Origin of the sequence: Rhodococcus sp. W8901, assembly GCF_013348805.1 — a bacterium.
Classification (GTDB): domain Bacteria; phylum Actinomycetota; class Actinomycetes; order Mycobacteriales; family Mycobacteriaceae; genus Prescottella.
Genome location: NZ_CP054690.1, coordinates 2,813,520 through 2,830,000, shown reverse-complemented (window position 1 = coordinate 2,830,000; position 16,481 = coordinate 2,813,520). Strand labels below are relative to the sequence as shown.

The following is a 16,481-nucleotide window of genomic DNA, read 5'->3' as shown; positions in this document are numbered from 1 at the left end:
CCGTCCAATCCTAACGGATTCAGCTCTACAAAACCGTGATACGTTGTCACGGTCTTGAGACACTAAAACCGTGACAATCTGCTTGGAGGATGAGCGTGAGCAACACAATCGAGTACGTGCGATTCGAGGCCGCCGACCCGGATGCCCTGGTAGCGGCTCGCGGACGGATGGTGACAGTTCTCGAGGAGCGCTACGGCAGCGACTTCCTGGGTGCCCACCTCGCCCGATTCGACGACGGATCGCTGATGGACTTTCTGATCTGGGCCTCGCCGGAAGCTGCCGAGCGCGCGGCGCGGGAGATGCCCGAGGAGGGTCGCGCACAGGAGTTCTTCCGCGAGATCGGTGACGTCCACGAGATGCGGCACGCGACCGTTCTGCACACCGCATAGGTCCAGGAGACGAAAGAGGGGAGTTCGGTGCCGTGCCTACAGCGGACGAATTGTTGAACGCGCGGACGGTCAAGCAGCTGGCCGACTGTCTGACACGAGCGCACGCGGGTCCTGTTCCGCGGCTGCGCGGGTGCGGCACCGAACTGTCCGGTCGACGATTCTCGGAGCGTGTCGAGTCAATCCGTGACGCTCTGCTTGCCGACCTCCCTGCGGACTTCGGCTCTTTCGCTGCGCTACTGCGTACGGCGCTCGACGGCGAGGAATTCGCCGGTTGGATGATCTTCCCGGTTACCGAGGCGGTCGCTGTGCGAGGTATCGAGTTCGTCGAACCCGCACTCGGGCTCCTGGCTGACCTGACGCCGCGACTGACCGCGGAGACGGCCGTTCGCCCCTTCCTGCGGGTCGCCCAGGATCGCACACTCTCCGTGGTCGAATCCTGGACCCGCCATCCAGATGCCCATGTGCGACGTCTCGCGAGCGAGTCCACTCGACCCCGGTTGCCGTGGGCTGTTCGGGTTCCCGGCCTGACCGCCGATCCCCGGCCGACGCTGCCGATCCTCGACGCCCTGTATCGCGACGACTCCGAGTACGTGCGGCGATCGGTGGCCAACCACCTCAACGACATCAGCCACGATCACCCGGACCTGGCCGTCGCTGTCGCCACTCGATGGGCACACGTTCCCGACGCGTCCACCGCGTGGGTCCTCCGCCACGGACTGCGCACGCTCGTCAAGAAGGGGCACCCAGGAGCTCTGGGGCTGTTGGGGTACTCCGCCGACACACCGGTACACGTCGCAGGACCCGTGGTGCGCACAGAGTTCGTGGCCATCGGCGACAGCCTCGAGTTCGGCTGCACCATCACGAACACAGGGCCCGGACCGGCGGCGTACCTCGTGGACTATTCCGTACATCTCCTTCGGGCCAACGGATCCCATGTGGCGAAAGTGTTCAAACTCTCGTCGCGCACCCTCGAGGCCGGAGCCGAGTGGTCGATCGTCCGGCGCCACAACTTCGCGCCGATCACGACGAGGCGCTACTACCCAGGAACGCACTACCTTCAGATGCAGGTCAACGGTGTGCCGCACCTGGCGACCCAGTTCGAGCTCATCGCCGCCGATTGGCCGCGTCGTACCTGATCGGCGGTCCGCCTCGACGTGACACAACAGCCGACGCGGACCGGATGGACCGACTGCTGGGACTGCCCCGGGTTCAGTTGATCTGATCTGCGAAAGCTGTGGCGGTGATCTATTCGGGAGTGCCGTAGGTCATTCTCATCGTCTCGGGCTTGTTGATGAGGGTCATCAGATGGGTGAGCGCATCTGTGCCGGCGACCATGCCCATCGAGGTCTGCGCGGTGGTGAGCGTGTCCCACCGGTAGTCGAGAATCCATCCGTCATCGACATCTGCCGCGCGGTATAGGTCGCGCGACTGGAATCCGCCGATAGCGCGCAGCTCGTGATCGAGCGCCTCCAGCGCGTGCTCGAGGTCCCGGCGTTCGACGTTCGGGTGGGTGGTGAACTCGATGATCTCGATAACGGACATGAGCGTCCTTTCTGAATCGTTTGTATGGATCTAGATGGATCGGAGTGCTCGAGTGGCGATGCGTTCAGTGGCGGCCCCCGTTCCGGCGTGGAGCCATTGCTCGCAGAGAGCCCGGCCCAGTCCGGGTTGGGTCTTCGCGGCGTCGTTGATCCAGTTCGCTACCGAGTCCTGCACGTACCGGGAGGGGTCGGTGCGGAGCCGCTCGGGGATGGGCAGGCCCCGGCCGGGATCTTCTTTCAGCTCGGGGATGTGCGTAGCCCAAACCCCGCGAGGCCGTAGCGCTTCGCTCGTGAACCGCCGTATGCGCTCGGACCCGTCGCCGGCCCATCCGGAGAGGAGCTGAATGCTCGTGTTCAATTCGGCGGCCAGTGCCGGGCGCACGGCCATCCACGCCCACTCGCGTACCGCGAAATGAGGGTCGTCGGCCAACGGACGTATCGCCGCCAAGACCCTCGACGTCGGGACCGGTTGTGCCGGCGATCATGAAGCACACCCAGCCGCGGACCGTGTCCGACTGGTGTGTGGCGAGCACTACCCAGCCTTCGACGTCCAAGTAGTGGCCGAGCGCGGCACCGATGCGCTGCATCCGTTTGAGGATGCCCAACGACTGCGCCTCTGCGACGGCGGCACGCAGCTCAACGTCCGCGTCGGGGATGACGCTGTGGAGCAGGGTTACATGATCGACGGCCAAGGCCTCGGCGAGCGTGCGCGATGCCACCCGCCCCTGGCTCAGCGCAGTCAGGTGGTCAGCGTCGATACCGGCGCGCCGGCGCGCCCCGCGCCCGTTCATCCTTCGTCACCGCTGCGGAGGTTGCGCTGGATCGCGATCATCGTGCGGGCCGCAACCTCACGATTCTCGGCGCTGATCCCTCCGCCGAGCTGACGTAACCAGTCCGCATAGATCGGGGTGAGAGTGGCGACGAGCTGTTCGCCCGGTGCGGTGACATGGAGCGCGAGCGAGCGCCGATCACCCGCCTTTCCGTCCCTCGCGACCAGCCCTCGGCGTTCAAGGCCGTCGAGCAGTCCGGTGACCGTTGCCCGTGTGACATCAAGACGATCAGCGAGCAAGCCAGGGGTGATCCCCGGCTCCGCGCCGACCGCCAGCAGCGCGGCCAGTCGCCCCTCCGACAGATCATGGCCAGCGAGGAGCTCGGCGCACGCCGCATCGATCCGACGCGCCGTCGTCAGCAGCGTCATCACCAGCCGCGCCAACTCGTCCGCGCCGATCCGAGACAGCAACAGCTCTTCCTTCACGCCCACCCAAGTATTCATTAGCCGCCATACTATCAGGTGGCTTACTTCCCCCCCCCCCTGTAGCTGGCGTGGCAGCTCGCTGGCGGCGTCGCACGGCTCCAACTGGCAAAGAAGGGTGGCTATCACCACCCCTCGGAGGACTATTCGCATGCCGGGCACTCGACGGACGCTGGGGGTCTCGGAAATCGACCACTCGTCGAGAGAGGCCCCTCGACCGAAAGGAACCCGCCGCCATGCCGCCCACGAACCGGCTGGTGGATTCCAGCGGTCGGCGCAACCCGGGTCGGTTTGAATCACACGACGAGCAGTCTGCGCAGGCGCTCAGCCGGTGTGTCCCAGCCGAGCGTTTTGCGGGGGCGGTCGTTGAGTTCGGCGGCGACGGTATCGAGGTGTTCTCGACCGCGGACGGACAGGTCAGTGCCCTTTCGGGAACTACTGCTGCAGTAGGCCGTTTGTGTTCTCGTTCGATCCTCGCCGCCAGGGGCTGGCGGGATCACAGAAGTAGGCAGGGATGTCGGTGGCGATCGTGAACGAGTGGTGGGCGCCCATCTCGCTGCCCTGATTCCAGGTCAGCGACCGAGTCAGATGCGGGGCAGAGTTGTGACGGTTTCCACCAAGGCATCCCGAATAAGGTCGGCGCTGCGTCCGCGGGGAAGATGCACCAGCATCACGTAGCGCGTGGCCCGTTCGACCAGGGCGCCGATGGCCGACACACCGTCCTTGCCGATGATCAATTCGCCTTCCCAATGGCCGGGCACGGCCCGGTCCTCGGCCTCGGCGGGGGCGGTCGCTGATCATGACCATCGGGCTGGTGAACCTGGATTGGCGCTTCTGTGCCTGGCGGCGAGGTTTCCGGCTCGTCCGGTACTCAGAGCCTTGACCGGTTCTCGGCGCAACCCTCCGCGCCCCTGGACATGCAAGGCCTGGTAGATCGTCTCGTGCGCAACATGCATCTCCGGTTGCCTGGGGAAGGCCGCCTGCAGGGCTTGGCAGATCTGCTCCGGACTCCACCGCTTATCGAGGTGGGTTTGGATGAACTCCCGTAGCTCGGGGGTTCGGCCGATCTTGGGACGGGGCCGGCGGGCATCAGCGCGGGCCTGGGCTGCGTGCGGCCGGTACTGGCCGCTGATCGGATGCCTGTTGCGGCGGATCTCCCGACTGATCGTCGACGGGCTGCGCCCCAGCTCGGCCGCGATGTCTCGGATCGTGGCCTTCTCCCGCAACCGCTCCGCGATATGGATGCGGTCGGCTTCACGCAGGTAGCGGGAAGGACCAGGTGGAGGCGCCACCGCAGTGACCGGTGAAGCCCCGCCCGTCACACCGGACGGGGCACGCCCATTACGCCACCTTTTACCTGTCCGGCGATTGATGCCGACGATCCGGCAGGCCTCCGCGTTGCTCACACCCTGCCGCACGAGCTGAAGTAGACCCGCCGCTCCTCGGTCAGAGGGGTGCGCAGGGCCGAGCGGTACCGCGCGAACGCGATCGGAGGCCCGGCCCGGGTCCATCGGGCCGGGCCTCCCCCACATCAGACCGGATCGAACCTCAGAGCCGACGCACCATCCGCGACCGCCCGGACTTCGATCCTCATGGCCAGACTGCGAGCCGAGATGACAACTTCGGATCCATGAGCAACACGACAGGAACGGTGCAGGATGGAACGACCTGGAAGGCTGAGGAGTCATCGACTCATCGAGCGGGTGCTGGGTGTTCTTCAACGCCATCGCCGGCACGGGATTCCTGTCCCTGACAGCAGGTGACACCGTCCACTTCGAGTGGGAGCAAGCGACCGATCAGGACGGCTGACGAGTACATCTCCTATAGCCTGGCCGACCATGACAGGAAACGATGATTCCGAGTCGAACCGTGAACACGGGGCGCTCGGAGGGGGAATCTCGGATTCCGATGACACACAGGCCGACCCGAACTCCTCGACCGGTCCGGACCGCCCACCGAAGAAGCAGCGGTCGTTCCTGCGGGAGCTACCGATTCTCCTGGTTGTCGCACTGGTACTGAGCTTTCTGCTCCAGACTTTCCTCGCCAGGGTGTATCTGATTCCGTCGGAGTCGATGGAACCAGCGCTGCACGGCTGCACCGGGTGCGCGGGCGACCGAATCGTGGTGGACAAGGTGTCCTATCGGTTCGGTGATCCCGAGTCCGGTGACGTCGTGGTGTTCAAAGGCCCGCCGTCATGGAGCGAGGACTACCAATCGACACGCTCGAGCAACGTCCTTCTTCGCGGCGCGGAGAACCTGGGCTCCTTAGTCGGACTGGTCCCTCCCGACGAGAACGATCTGGTCAAGCGCGTGATCGCAGTGGGCGGGCAGACAGTGCAGTGCCTACCCGACGATTCGGCCGTGATGGTCGACGGAAAACCGTTGACCGAGCCCTACATCGACCGCGCAATGCCCGGCAACAACAGCGCATGCCAGGGAAAGTTCTTCGGCCCCATCACTGTTCCGGAAGGAAACGTGTGGGTGATGGGCGACAACCGTGCGAACTCCAAGGACTCACGATTCCATCTGGACGACGAACTGCAAGGAACGATTCCGCTTTCCGACATCATCGGCAAAGTCCGCCTCATCGTTCTGCCGCCGTCCCGGTGGGGTGTGGTCCACGCGGTCGACCCGCAGTAGCAGTTGCGAATGCCAGGAACTTGGACGTTTCCCCCACGGGACATGCCAACACCCCAGTTCAGTGGGCACACGCTCATCACCCCGAACACGACGAATCCCCGGAGGGACCATGCCGCCCGTCTACAAGGTCACTGCTGACCTCTCCTACCCGTACACCGGCGTCACCGCCGGCCACCTCGACTACATGGAGGGCGTGCACGACGGATTCCGGCCCTCCGTCACCGAGGAGTCGGAAGGCCGGACCCGGGTCCGCCTCTTCGTCCCGAGCAAAACGGAGCGCTGGGCCAGGATGCTCGGGGAAGACCTGATCACCAAGAGCAATCCCCCGGAGCTACGCGGCCCCATCCTCGACATCACGGCAGCCCCCGCCACCGAATCCGACCTCACACCGACAACACCCGAGGAGCACTAGCCCGGCACGGCGACTTCGGGCCGGGCCTCCATCCGGATCAGCTCTGACACCGAATGCACCCTGATCGCCGACGCCGCGCCCGCGGCTGGGACCCCGCAGCCGGACGACCCACCTGACGCCGGTTGCCACGCCGTCGAGTAACACCTTTCTAGAGCGCCCGAAGCAACGGAAAGCCAACCACTTCGGTATCGACTCGGATCACGACACCGCCATCGCCAAGCTCTACCCCAGCAGCCTTGCTAAGCAAGATACTTACCGCTACCGTGCTCAACATGAGTGTGGAACGACGAAGCCTGGTACTTCGAGGAGTCTTGGACCTCTGCCTGCTGGCATTGCTGCGAGAGCGGCCGGTGTACGGATACGAACTCACCGAGCGGTTGGCCGAGCAGGATCTTCTTGTCTCGGGCGGCTCCACGTATCCGTTGCTGGCGCGACTCGAGAAGGCCGGCCTCGTCGTCTCGAAGATGCGCCCCTCGGCGTCCGGACCGCCACGAAAGTACTACGCGCTCAGTGACGACGGTGTCGATGTGCTCGCCAGCGGTACCACAGAGTGGCTCGCCGTCTCCTCCAGTGTCACTTCCCTTTTACAGTCCGAGACCCAGGCCGACAACAGAACGGAAATCGCATGACCTCCGCAACCGCCGCGCGCGCCGACAGCACCGAACGATCGGACGTCATCCGGCAGGCCAACCGCCTCTGGCGACGCGCCGGCGTCCACCGGACCGATCGACAGCTACTGCTCACCGAACTCGAGACCGAACTCAGAGGCGCGTACCAAGATGGCCACAGCCCGACCTCGATCCTGGGTGAAGACAGTGACCAGATGCTCCGATCGTGGGCGCACGAGCGCGGAATGTGCGGCCGCGCTCTGCGTTTGGGGCTTGTTGTCCCCTCCGCCCTTGCAGGAATCGTCGTCGGCCTCGCCGCCGTTCTACTCGTCCTCGTTGCTAGTTTCCGCGGCTGGTCGGGCTCGTTCGATCCGGGGCGTTTGCGCTTCGTCTTGTCCTTCTACGCCTCCGGTGCTGCCCTGGCATTTCTGTGCGCGCTGTTGTGCGTGTGGGGCGCTCTTCGATACTTCGGCGACCCGTGCGCTGCATCGACCGTGCGCTGGCTCGCTGCTCTCCTGCCAATCGGCGCCGCGCTCAGTACGGGTGCAGGCGTTGCTGTCGCTTGGTGGAGGGACTTCAATACCTCTACCCCGGTATTCGTCGCGGTTACCGGACTGGTCATCGTCGGACTTGTGCTCACCGTCGGGCTCGCCCGGTACCTAGCTGTACGAGCGATGAATGACACTGGTCCTGAATCGCTCTAGTTGCATCTCAACACCGGCGACGATCCAATCGGGCGCACGGCATGTGCACAGTCGAGTCGGGCAGGACGACAGGCGCCTCGCCAAGGCATGTTGACGGATTCAGGGCGGGTACGGCTGCGCCTGTCACAGTAGATGTGTCGTGGCGACGCGAACCGGTGGTGAGGCGTAACCCCCCAGGGCCTCCGCACGATCGGTCTGCCGACGTCGGGTCAGGCAGTTCCGGTAGTGCCCCGCTGCGCTGCCTCGACAAGGCCCCTGAGGATCGCCAGTTCAGCTTTGAATGCGGACCGACCACGTTTGGTGATCGACACCCACGTCCGCGCCCTACCTGACGATTCCTTCTTGTCGATCGCGATCAGCTGCGCATCGCACAGGACTGCGAGGTGGCGAGAGAGATTGCCGGCAGTCAGTCCAAGGGTCTGGCGAATGAACACGAAATCGACCGAGTCCGCTTCTGAGAGAACGGCGAGAATACCCAGTCGGGTTCGTTGGTGGACAACATCGTCGAGGTCGTTGGTGGGGTGGGTCATCGCGGGCCCCGATCCCGCACGGCCACAACGACTGCGCCGATCGACAGAACCAGGGCAGGCAAGGCCAGGTTGAGCAGGAGGTTGTACCGGTAGTCGAAGTCGACACCCTGTGCCAAGATCATGTTCTCGACGTTGTACAGGTTTGCCACCAGGCTGACGACGAGTGCGAGGGCGCCGATTCCGAGAATCGTGAGATCCCGGCCGAGTACACCCCACACCATGACTCCCACCGCGATCGCCAGTAGCGGGGTGAGCCCGCGGATCGTCAGATTCCCCAATGGGAGCTGCAACTGCGGCACCACCACTACTACCGCCACCAACACCAAGAACAGGACCAGTCCGCAGACGGTGACGTATGACGCCCGCACCCGAACTCCGGAAGACGATCCGCGCCGGACCAGGTAGACGGCGATCACCGCATACGCCACCGGTAGTACGACCAGCCAATAGGCCGCAGCGGCGGTGGGGTGCTCCAGCTGCCCGAACCCGGAGAGCCTGCTGAGCTGCGAGGAGCCCGACCACTGCGCGCCGAAGGGGCGCTGTATGTAGAGCGGCATCGCCGCGACCACGACCACCGCCAAGACCGCCAGCGCCACCCAGTTGTGCGGGCGAGCTGCTCTGGTTCGACGCCCAACCGCCTTGACCTCGGCTAATACCTCACGCGACGTCTCAGCTGAGCGGTCCATGGCGATCCCCCGGTTCCTTTCGGTTTGTGATGCAAACCCCGGTTTAGGTTTGCATCACAAACCATGGAAGTCAATCGGCGGCGTCGGTAATCGCACGCGCGAGCGGGCGCCCTCCTCACTCGTGGTTGGCGCAGGGTGACGAATGAGAATAGATTTGCTGCGGAAACATGATCTTGTTGTCGAGTCGAGCAACTGTTCGCCGGGCGGATTGTCAGGGACGATTTCCCACAGAGTCGACATACCCGTGGTCGAGCCAGACGGTGTAGCCCACTGTGGAGGGCAGTGCGACTGGGACTGACGCTGCGGTGGGAGTCAGTGCGATCTGCTCGTAGTCCAGCAATGCTCCGGTCGTCTCATCGAAGACGAGGACCAGTCGACGTTCGTGGGTTTCGGTGCTGACGGCTACGCCATGGCGGCCGACGCGATCAGTGACCGCACCGAGTACCGCGATGTCCTGCTGCTCGGCAAGGATGCTGAGGAAGGCCGCTTGCAGGTTCGGAGGAACGATGCGCGTTGTCCAGGTGTCGGTGAACGCGTTGAACCACTGCGGCGCGCTTCGGCCGTCCCCCTCGTGGAGAAGTCGCTCTCGAAGCACCTGGGCCGAGGATTCGTCGGAGCCGATCTGATCACCGGGCAAACGGGCGGGACCGATGTTGGCGGATCGAGCTACACCATTCTCGGTGTCGACGATCTGCCCCAACCCGTCTTCGGCACCCCATTGTTCGCGGTCGACGACCGCGGTGCCCCAACCGAGGACGGTTCCGTCCGTTGTCTGATCGCTCGACAGAAACCACCTTCGAGTCTGTATGAACTCGTAGGGTCCGGTGCCTCTGGCAGGTGGCTGTTGACGTGCTTGGTCGGCCAGATGAAGTAGAAGGTCCTTGGCTGAGACCGGCTGGGTGTAGGCAACGAAGTGCAGCAACGGCGCCGTGGGTGTTGCCCCCTCCGGAGCGGTCGGAGGGGGCAACACGGCCAGGTCGGAGTCGGTGGGGGGAAGCGCGAACGATGCAGCCGGCGGCGATCCCGGAGCGGTTGTTCCTGATCGATCCCCGACAACCAGGACTGTGCCTACTATCGCCCCGACAACCAGGACAACGCTGGCCGCGGTCAGGAGCGGGCGGTACGGCCGTCGGGCATCATGATTCGACTTCGATCGGTCCCGGCTGTGGGCGAGTATCTGCTCCACGCCACCCACCGGAGGCTCGAGATTCGAGCTCGAGGGAACGGGATTCTGGCGTTCCATTCTGTCGATCGCTGATCGTTTGTCGCTCATGTCGCATCCCTTTCCATCTGGATCGAAGGTGTGCCGGAAGAATCCTGAATTGCCAGCGCCGCAGAGAGGCGGCGGCGTGCGCGGTGGTGACGGACGGCGAACGCTGTTGTGCTGCACCCAACCGCTTCGGCGGACTGCCGGTAACTCAGGCCGTCCCATACCGTCAACATCAACGTTTCGCGGTCTTGCTCGGGCAGAGCCTGAAGTGCTGCGAGCACACTCAGACGTTCCAACGCCGCATCATCGGCGCCGGGCGCGGTCGGTGGCGACAACAGTGACCCTGAAGTCGCCCATTCGATCAGCGTGAGCTGTTTGTATTCTCGCCGCCGATGTTCGGAGAGCGCATGCCCGGTGGCTACCAACAGCCAAGGTAGTGGGTCGGTTGGAAGCTGGTCCAGCTTCTTCCACGCGATCAGGAATGCTTCGTCGGTCGCTTCCTGCGCAATCTGGTCCGGTGCACGCCTGGCGGCGTACGCCCACACCCGGCGATACAACTGCCTGTATAACTCAGTGAATCGCGCCTCATCTGTGCCCATCCATTCCCCTCCACCGACACTCGTCACCAGGTAACGGCGCGGGAACGGCGGAAATTACCGAGCATGGCGAAACTCATCAAAACAACCCTGATCTGGCAGCGTTCGCCCCTCGTGCCAGACTGCACGACGCGGTCTCCGTGGCGGGCGCGGGTGGTCAAGTCGTTTCCTGGGTCAAAGCTGTGGTGTGCCGGCCGCGGCTGCGAACAACCGTGTCTGGCCGTGGCTGGTTCACCTATCTGTGCCATTCAGTTGGCCGCGGCGGCAGTCCCCATCACGCTCCCGGGACCACAGACCTCGCTTCAAGCGATCCAGGCGCCGCTCCCTCAGGCACGAAGTCGCCCTCACCAACACTGAGCACCGCACCAGTGTTCGCATCGATAAGCACCGACTTCACTTTCGACGACTTCAAGAGTTCGCGGTCTTCATTCGAAAGCCTTTCCAGCAGAACCGAGTTCGGGTCGTTGGCCTTCGCCATCGCCTTCTCGATGGCGGCCGCACTCGTGTCCGGTGCGGCCGGCGCCGACTCGCTCGATGCGGCGTTCGCCGGAGCGAACCCGATGGCCAGCATCGCGGCCGCAGCCACCACCCCGAGAGACTTCTTCATTGACATCACAGAACTTCCCCTCTGCTGCAATGGATTGGTGAATCCCACGCACCGTACCTACCGGCCAGCCCGTTTGCCGGTCGAGGACGCTTCGGTCCGCTAGGCGGGGGCGCCAGCCTGCGCGTCACACCAGTAGTCCGTGACCGTCTTTCCGACGGAAGATCGTCCTCGATCGCTAATGGCGGCGCAAGTCGGTACGGGTCTAGAAGTTCGGTCCGATCTCGATGCTGCCGACGACGGTCCCGTCCGCCGCGTATCCGGTCAGGACGGGGCGGGGGCTGCCAGGCTCTGGTTTCGGGAACCAGCCGAAGAAGCTGCCGTCCGCGAGGATCGTGGGCAGCACCTGCCCTGTGCTCGTGCACAGTTCGGCGCGCACCGCAGTTCCTGCTACTGCGTCGTAGACGAGTTCCTTCGGAAGCACCTCGCTGCCACCGTCGCCGAAGGTCGCGACCATCGTGCCGGCGCCGTCGCCGAATCCGCCTTCACCGTCATGCCTGCACCGGCTACCCAGGTCAGTGAACTCCGACGGGCCGGGGTCCGCGGCCCCGGCGGCGCTCTCGAACACCGAGGTCACGCACCGCTGGCTGCCGGCACCGCGGGCCTCGAAAACGCTGAATACGGTGCCGTCCGGTCCGGGGATGGAGGCGATCCGCTCGGCGGTGGCCGGGTCCACCGCGGTCGCCCCCGGCTCCGGTGCCGCTTCTTTCCAGAAGTAGTAGTGGTCGGTGAACGCCTTCGGCATCAGCCCGGTGGCGGCGGCCGCGCACGCGCCGAGGGCGCCCACCGCGAACAGCGCCGCCGTCAGAGCCACCGCACCGACCCGCCTGGACCGCACCGCGGGAGCCGTCGGCGCGGAGGTGGTCGCCATGATGCGGGCCTGTTCGGCGGCCTGCACATGCTGCGGCCACAGTCGGTCGGCTCCGGTGTCGGGTCGCATGGCTTCGAGGGTCTTCAACAGGTCCTTCGTCATCGGATGCTCCTCGGTTCGGTGGTGGCCCGCAGAGGGATTGGGGCGGTGGATTCGGTGCCGGGTCCGGTCTGCAAACGTCGTCGGGCGCGAAACAGCCGCACGTGCATGGCCGGGACGGAACAGCCCATGACGTGGGCGGCCTCGGTGGCGCTCAATCCGTCCCACGCGGTCAGGAGCAGGGCCTCACGCTCCGTCGAGGTCAGGGTTGCCAGGGCCTCGAGTACTTCGGCTCGGTCGGTGACGGCGATGTCGGCGCCCGGCGTCGACATCGCGACGTGTTCCATGCGGGCCACCTTCTCGGTCAACGCGTCGCGTCGGCGGTCACCGCGGCGGTGATTGGACACTATGTTGCGTGCGACCCCTAGCAGCCAGGGCAGCGCCTTTTCAGGGACCTCCGGTAGCCGTCGCCACGCGACCATGAACGTCTCGGACACCACCTCCTGTGCGGTGTGGTGGTCCACGTGTCGGCAGGCATACGCGGACACCCGCCCGACATAGTCGCCCCACAGTGCGGTGAACCGCACGACATCCCCCGGTGCCGGTGAACCCGGCTGTTCCTCTCCCATACCAAGTAGTGTCCGGCCGCGTGCCGATTCTTACGGCCGCCGCCGACATCGGCTGCCGGCTGCGCTCACCAACACTCGGCGATTGGTCAAAGACCACAGGTCCGGATACTTGGCGAAGGGTGGTCCGCGCGGGCAAGTCCCGCGCCGCCCGAGAAGACAATCGACATGTCGACGACGACGTCGATCGATCCGGGAGCTGGCACAGAGGTTGACGGCAGAACATCGTTCGCCCGGCGCTTGATACGGTGACGAGCGGGCGCACTCGAGGGGGAAACATGCAGCAACCGACTTGGCGGGGAATGACTTTCACGGAGACCATCCGAACCTGGATCCGCTATCAGCGAGCGCGCCTGGCCTGGAGCGTTCCCATCCTTACCTTCGTGGCCGTGATGTTCTACATCAACCTGCGCATCAACTAGACACACCCTGCGCCCGGACACGTCGTGTCTACAACTCGGGGTGACGGAGCGACCTACCACGTCGGTCAGCAGCAGCGTGTCGGACCGCGGCACGAACCACCAAGGGGGAGTCATCACATGCGTAAGGCGCTCGCACTGCTCGGCATCGCCGCCGGCCTCGTCGTCTATATTGCTGCGTTCTTCATCAACGCCCCGATCGAAGTGTGCATCTCGCAGCCGATCCCCCCGTCAGCAATCCCGCCCGGCGCTGACAGCGTGGTGGCAACTCCCGCGATCTCCAGCAAAGCCTGGGTCGTCCTCGTCGCTTCCCGCTGTGAACAGACCTACCCAGCCACAGGCACCCACACCTCCGACCTCATCATCGAATGGGGCCCATCAGCACTGGCCATTGCCGGCCTGATCGTCGCCGCATCATCGCTGTGGATCTGGCTCGGCTACCGCGCCAAAGAATCCGAAGTGGACTTGCCTGCATCCCACCCGTGACGTGCACTCTTCGCAGTCGGGGGTGGGATGCGGGGCTACGGTTCGCCAGCTCGCACGTGCGGACATGCGGGTGGTGATCGACGGCGTGACAGCGGGGCCGGCTCACATGTGGTCAGCGAAGGTGTCCAGGAAGTTCTGCAGTGCGACCATTCCTGCCCCGACCACCACGTAGGTGGTGAGGAAGGCCATGGCCGCGGGGCGAGCGGGCCGATGAAGAAGCCCGATCGCTGCGGCAACCGCGATGCCCGAGACGAGTGGGAGGAACAAGCACACCCAGTACATCGCGCCCGCCGACGGGTGCGGGTCGACCTCCCACACGTCGCGTAGCGCCCTGATGGCGAGCAGGTTGAGCAGCAGCGCCGTCAGTGACCCGGTCGTGATACCGACCAGCATCGATGACCAATTTCCTGTCGACCTCTCCCCCATCACGGTGAGAAGACTAGCGCCGCCGGCATCGCCACGAAGCCGCGCCGAGCAGCGAACTGACCTCGTGTGAGAATCGCCCAGTGACTCCGAAGACGCGCAACCTGCTCGCAGGCCTCGCGGCGGTGGCTGTCGTCGTGGTTGTCGGCGCACTCGTATTCGATCGTCAGGAGACGCGGGCCTATTCGGAGTGCATGGACGGGGCCATGACCACTTTCGGTAGCTATTCGGATTCTCCTGACGCGTCACTACCCGACGGTGGTGTCGTTGACTTCGTCTACGTGTCGGGATGCGACGATGCGAACCGTGTCGGCCTGGTCGTGGCCGGGCTTGGCGTGGTCGCGCTCGTGGCCACGACGGTCCGGTGGTGGGCGCTGCGCTGTTCCTCGGCTTCGCGGGCCGGGCGTGATTGACTACTCGGCTGGGATCAGTTCCTCAGGCTTCATCGGGAAGGGGTACTTCCCTGGCGCATCTTCGACGGATTCGATCAGAAGGCGTCCGTCTCCGTCGTCGCCGATGATGCTGCGAACTGACGCGCCACCTGGGTAAATGCGAACTCGGTCGCCGATCTTCAAAATCGTGCGGGTTCGACGATTCCTAGACCTCCATCCCGTTGAACTCGTACGGGTTCGACGGGAAATGACCGATTCCTGCCAGGTTCCGGACGGGTTTGAGGTCTATCTGCAGTAGCGGGGGCAAACTGATACGGTACGAAACGTGCCGTATCGAAATAGGAGTAGCAGGAACACCGAGGCGGAGGTTCGCCCCGGACGACCGCGTGACCACGCACGTGAGGGCGAGATCCTCGCGTGCGTGCTGGAGCTCCTTGGCGAGGTCGGCTACGACGCGTTGACATTTGAGGCGGTCGCACGCCGCGCCCAGGCGTCGAAGGCGACGTTGTACCGGCGTTGGGAGACGAAACGCGAGATGGTCGTCGCGGCGGTGAAGGCCGGCCCTGCGTCCGGCGGATCCGGCTCCGCGATCGACACGGGATCCCTCCGCGGAGACCTGCTCGCGCTTTGCGAGCGGCTCGACGCCACGATGCGCGCGGCGGACGGATCGATGAGTCTGATGCTGCTCCAGGCCGGCCTCGAGGATCCGGATCTGTGCAGCCACATCGAGGAGGCGACCGGGCCGACCGGCGCGAAGCTCCCGACGTCGGTGCTCGCCGCGGCCATCGGACGGGGCGAACTCGCGGAGAGCGCCCAGCCGTTCCCGTATGAGGAGATCACCGGATCGGTGCTGCTCCTGCGCAGGCTGAACGGGCTTCCTACCGGCCCCGATTATCTGGCCCACCTGGTTGACCACATCCTCGTCCCCGCCCTCCGGGCGAGCGCGACGAACTCAGAGCCACCCGCCCGCGCCATCTTCTCGTGACCGAGGCAGGCGAGCCCCTCATCCATTCACATACCCGAAAGGTGTGCCCATGACGGACCTGACCATCGACGGCTTCGACTACCACCGGATTTCCGGTGAGGGAGGCATCGAGCTGAACGTCGCCGTCGGCGGCAGCGGCGATCCCGTCGTCCTGCTTCACGGCTTCCCGCAGACACACCTCATGTGGCGTCACGTCGCCCGGCGGCTGTCCGAGCGGCATCTGGTGATCGTGCCCGACCTGCGGGGCTACGGCGCGAGCGACAAACCCGAGGAAGCAAGCCCTGAGACCTATTCGAAGCGAACGATGGCGCACGACATCGTCAGCGTCGTGCGCGGCATTGGTCACGACCGGTTCAGCCTGATCGGTCACGACCGCGGTGCTCTCGTCGGTGTCCGGGCCGCTCTGGACCACCCGGAGACTGTCTCCCATTTGGGCATCCTGGACGTGCTGCCGACGATGGACACTTGGGACGTGCTGCACGGCGTCGATGCCGCGGTCGCATGGCACCTCTACCTGATGGCGCAGCCGAAAGGCCTGCCGGAGAGGATGATCGAGGCCGTCGCCGACGACTTCTTCGGGACTTTCCTCGACGCGTGGGACACCGACGGGACGACCTTCCCGCCGGACGTGCGCAGCCACTACGTCGCCAGCTCCTCGCGGGCCGTGCCGTCGATCGTCGCCGACTACCGGGCCACGGCCAGTATCGACCTCGAGATGGACCGAACCGACCGAAAAGCCGGCGCCCAGTTGGCGATGCCTGTGGGCGTGATCTCCCAGGACTGGGGATCACAGCTGGGGTTCGACGCCCTGGCCCTGTGGCAGCAGTGGGCACCGGCCGCCACGTACCAACCGATCGACGCTGGACACTTCATGGCAGAGGAGAAGCCGGAAGAAGTGGCCGCCTTCATCCAGGACTTGCTGGAACGTCCACCCGCCTGAGTCCCGATAAGCACCTTCGGACTCCGAGCCTGTAACTCAATCACCACGCGCCTGGAGAAGATCCCGCCGTACGTCGTGGCGGCATCACCCCCGCAGCGATGATGCGGGGGTACCCCACGATCCCCGAGG

Annotated in this window: 20 protein-coding genes and 1 pseudogene; 10 read left to right on the top strand and 11 right to left on the bottom strand. The window is 65.1% G+C overall.

What is annotated here, in order from left to right; translation table 11 throughout:
* Positions 1-95: 95 nt before the first annotated feature.
* A complete protein-coding gene (locus HUN07_RS13410; RefSeq protein ID WP_114722451.1) occupies positions 96-389 on the top strand; it encodes a hypothetical protein in 294 nt (97 codons plus the stop codon).
* Between the two features lie 32 nt (positions 390-421).
* The gene (locus tag HUN07_RS13405; protein ID WP_174910209.1) at positions 422-1,525 is read left to right on the top strand and encodes a DNA alkylation repair protein; all 1,104 of its coding nucleotides are present in this window, start codon (positions 422-424) and stop codon (positions 1,523-1,525) included.
* Between the two features lie 109 nt (positions 1,526-1,634).
* Here HUN07_RS13405 and HUN07_RS13400 read toward each other — a convergent pair whose 3' ends face one another.
* The 3 genes and pseudogenes from HUN07_RS13400 to HUN07_RS13390 all read right to left on the bottom strand — a co-directional run bounded on the left by HUN07_RS13400 (position 1,635) and on the right by HUN07_RS13390 (position 4,588).
* The gene (locus HUN07_RS13400; protein WP_174910207.1) at positions 1,635-1,931 is read right to left on the bottom strand and encodes a hypothetical protein; all 297 of its coding nucleotides are present in this window, start codon (positions 1,929-1,931) and stop codon (positions 1,635-1,637) included.
* A 786-nt stretch (positions 1,932-2,717) separates the two neighbouring features.
* Positions 2,718-3,203, bottom strand: coding sequence for a MarR family winged helix-turn-helix transcriptional regulator (locus tag HUN07_RS13395; RefSeq protein ID WP_114722327.1), 486 nt, complete (start codon positions 3,201-3,203; stop codon positions 2,718-2,720).
* Between the two features lie 275 nt (positions 3,204-3,478).
* Positions 3,479-4,588 (bottom strand): annotated as a pseudogene (locus tag HUN07_RS13390) (IS30 family transposase).
* A 432-nt stretch (positions 4,589-5,020) separates the two neighbouring features.
* Here HUN07_RS13390 and lepB point away from each other — a divergent pair.
* The 4 genes from lepB to HUN07_RS13370 all read left to right on the top strand — a co-directional run bounded on the left by lepB (position 5,021) and on the right by HUN07_RS13370 (position 7,545).
* Entirely contained in the window at positions 5,021-5,821 is an 801-nt protein-coding gene (gene lepB / locus HUN07_RS13385; RefSeq protein ID WP_174910205.1) for a signal peptidase I, read from the top strand.
* Positions 5,822-5,930: 109 nt separating this feature from the next.
* Entirely contained in the window at positions 5,931-6,233 is a 303-nt protein-coding gene (locus HUN07_RS13380; RefSeq protein ID WP_174910203.1) for a hypothetical protein, read from the top strand.
* Positions 6,234-6,505: 272 nt separating this feature from the next.
* A complete protein-coding gene (locus HUN07_RS13375; RefSeq protein ID WP_114723148.1) occupies positions 6,506-6,862 on the top strand; it encodes a PadR family transcriptional regulator in 357 nt (118 codons plus the stop codon).
* Positions 6,859-7,545, top strand: a complete 687-nt coding sequence (locus tag HUN07_RS13370; protein WP_174910201.1) for a hypothetical protein — start codon at positions 6,859-6,861, stop codon at positions 7,543-7,545. The genes HUN07_RS13375 and HUN07_RS13370 overlap by 4 nt, the downstream gene beginning before the upstream one ends.
* 209 nt (positions 7,546-7,754) lie before the next feature.
* Here HUN07_RS13370 and HUN07_RS13365 read toward each other — a convergent pair whose 3' ends face one another.
* The 7 genes from HUN07_RS13365 to HUN07_RS13335 all read right to left on the bottom strand — a co-directional run bounded on the left by HUN07_RS13365 (position 7,755) and on the right by HUN07_RS13335 (position 12,710).
* Positions 7,755-8,075 (bottom strand): winged helix-turn-helix domain-containing protein, encoded by a 321-nt coding sequence (locus HUN07_RS13365; protein WP_174910200.1) that lies wholly within the window; start codon positions 8,073-8,075, stop codon positions 7,755-7,757.
* Positions 8,072-8,671, bottom strand: coding sequence for a hypothetical protein (locus tag HUN07_RS13360; RefSeq protein ID WP_114723131.1), 600 nt, complete (start codon positions 8,669-8,671; stop codon positions 8,072-8,074). Before HUN07_RS13360 ends, HUN07_RS13365 begins: the two co-directional genes overlap by 4 nt.
* Positions 8,672-8,972: 301 nt before the next feature.
* The gene (locus HUN07_RS13355) at positions 8,973-9,683 is read right to left on the bottom strand and encodes a hypothetical protein (protein WP_174910198.1); all 711 of its coding nucleotides are present in this window, start codon (positions 9,681-9,683) and stop codon (positions 8,973-8,975) included.
* A 347-nt stretch (positions 9,684-10,030) separates the two neighbouring features.
* Positions 10,031-10,570, bottom strand: a complete 540-nt coding sequence (locus HUN07_RS13350; RefSeq protein WP_174910197.1) for an RNA polymerase sigma factor — start codon at positions 10,568-10,570, stop codon at positions 10,031-10,033.
* 271 nt (positions 10,571-10,841) lie between these two features.
* Complete coding sequence (locus HUN07_RS13345) at positions 10,842-11,174, bottom strand: hypothetical protein (protein WP_174910195.1); 333 nt, start codon at positions 11,172-11,174, stop codon at positions 10,842-10,844.
* A gap of 202 nt (positions 11,175-11,376) precedes the next feature.
* Positions 11,377-12,144, bottom strand: coding sequence for a hypothetical protein (locus tag HUN07_RS13340; RefSeq protein WP_174910193.1), 768 nt, complete (start codon positions 12,142-12,144; stop codon positions 11,377-11,379).
* Positions 12,141-12,710 carry an RNA polymerase sigma factor gene (locus HUN07_RS13335; protein WP_174910191.1) on the bottom strand — a complete coding sequence of 190 codons (570 nt, stop codon included), beginning with the start codon at positions 12,708-12,710 and terminating at the stop codon, positions 12,141-12,143. The genes HUN07_RS13340 and HUN07_RS13335 overlap by 4 nt, the downstream gene beginning before the upstream one ends.
* A gap of 536 nt (positions 12,711-13,246) precedes the next feature.
* On the opposite strand from HUN07_RS13335, the gene HUN07_RS13330 reads away from it, so the two are divergent.
* The gene (locus HUN07_RS13330) at positions 13,247-13,612 is read left to right on the top strand and encodes a hypothetical protein (RefSeq protein ID WP_174910189.1); all 366 of its coding nucleotides are present in this window, start codon (positions 13,247-13,249) and stop codon (positions 13,610-13,612) included.
* Positions 13,613-13,714: 102 nt separating this feature from the next.
* On the opposite strand, the gene HUN07_RS13325 is transcribed toward HUN07_RS13330, so the two are convergent.
* A complete protein-coding gene (locus HUN07_RS13325) occupies positions 13,715-14,005 on the bottom strand; it encodes a hypothetical protein (RefSeq protein WP_174910188.1) in 291 nt (96 codons plus the stop codon).
* Positions 14,006-14,118: 113 nt separating this feature from the next.
* Here HUN07_RS13325 and HUN07_RS13320 point away from each other — a divergent pair, with 113 nt between their 5' ends.
* The 3 genes from HUN07_RS13320 (at position 14,119) to HUN07_RS13310 (ending at position 16,352) form a co-directional block, all read left to right on the top strand.
* Positions 14,119-14,448, top strand: a complete 330-nt coding sequence (locus HUN07_RS13320) for a DUF2029 domain-containing protein (protein WP_114723123.1) — start codon at positions 14,119-14,121, stop codon at positions 14,446-14,448.
* A gap of 400 nt (positions 14,449-14,848) precedes the next feature.
* Complete coding sequence (locus tag HUN07_RS13315) at positions 14,849-15,412, top strand: TetR/AcrR family transcriptional regulator (RefSeq protein ID WP_254622927.1); 564 nt, start codon at positions 14,849-14,851, stop codon at positions 15,410-15,412.
* Positions 15,413-15,461: 49 nt separating this feature from the next.
* Positions 15,462-16,352: an alpha/beta fold hydrolase gene (locus HUN07_RS13310; RefSeq protein ID WP_114723121.1), complete on the top strand. Its 891-nt coding sequence runs from the start codon at positions 15,462-15,464 to the stop codon at positions 16,350-16,352.
* Positions 16,353-16,481: the final 129 nt, after the last annotated feature.

What these genes read in the sequence shown, in the direction of transcription:
- HUN07_RS13400 (WP_174910207.1), bottom strand. Translation starts at nt 1,931, where the DNA reads ATGTCCGTTATCGAGATCATCGAGTTCACCACCCACCCGAACGTCGAA.
- HUN07_RS13395 (WP_114722327.1), bottom strand. Translation starts at nt 3,203, where the DNA reads ATGAATACTTGGGTGGGCGTGAAGGAAGAGCTGTTGCTGTCTCGGATC.
- lepB (WP_174910205.1), top strand. Translation starts at nt 5,021, where the DNA reads ATGACAGGAAACGATGATTCCGAGTCGAACCGTGAACACGGGGCGCTC.
- HUN07_RS13380 (WP_174910203.1), top strand. Translation starts at nt 5,931, where the DNA reads ATGCCGCCCGTCTACAAGGTCACTGCTGACCTCTCCTACCCGTACACC.
- HUN07_RS13375 (WP_114723148.1), top strand. Translation starts at nt 6,506, where the DNA reads ATGAGTGTGGAACGACGAAGCCTGGTACTTCGAGGAGTCTTGGACCTC.
- HUN07_RS13370 (WP_174910201.1), top strand. Translation starts at nt 6,859, where the DNA reads ATGACCTCCGCAACCGCCGCGCGCGCCGACAGCACCGAACGATCGGAC.
- HUN07_RS13365 (WP_174910200.1), bottom strand. Translation starts at nt 8,075, where the DNA reads ATGACCCACCCCACCAACGACCTCGACGATGTTGTCCACCAACGAACC.
- HUN07_RS13350 (WP_174910197.1), bottom strand. Translation starts at nt 10,570, where the DNA reads ATGGGCACAGATGAGGCGCGATTCACTGAGTTATACAGGCAGTTGTAT.
- HUN07_RS13345 (WP_174910195.1), bottom strand. Translation starts at nt 11,174, where the DNA reads ATGAAGAAGTCTCTCGGGGTGGTGGCTGCGGCCGCGATGCTGGCCATC.
- HUN07_RS13340 (WP_174910193.1), bottom strand. Translation starts at nt 12,144, where the DNA reads ATGACGAAGGACCTGTTGAAGACCCTCGAAGCCATGCGACCCGACACC.
- HUN07_RS13335 (WP_174910191.1), bottom strand. Translation starts at nt 12,710, where the DNA reads ATGGGAGAGGAACAGCCGGGTTCACCGGCACCGGGGGATGTCGTGCGG.
- HUN07_RS13330 (WP_174910189.1), top strand. Translation starts at nt 13,247, where the DNA reads ATGCGTAAGGCGCTCGCACTGCTCGGCATCGCCGCCGGCCTCGTCGTC.
- HUN07_RS13325 (WP_174910188.1), bottom strand. Translation starts at nt 14,005, where the DNA reads ATGCTGGTCGGTATCACGACCGGGTCACTGACGGCGCTGCTGCTCAAC.
- HUN07_RS13310 (WP_114723121.1), top strand. Translation starts at nt 15,462, where the DNA reads ATGACGGACCTGACCATCGACGGCTTCGACTACCACCGGATTTCCGGT.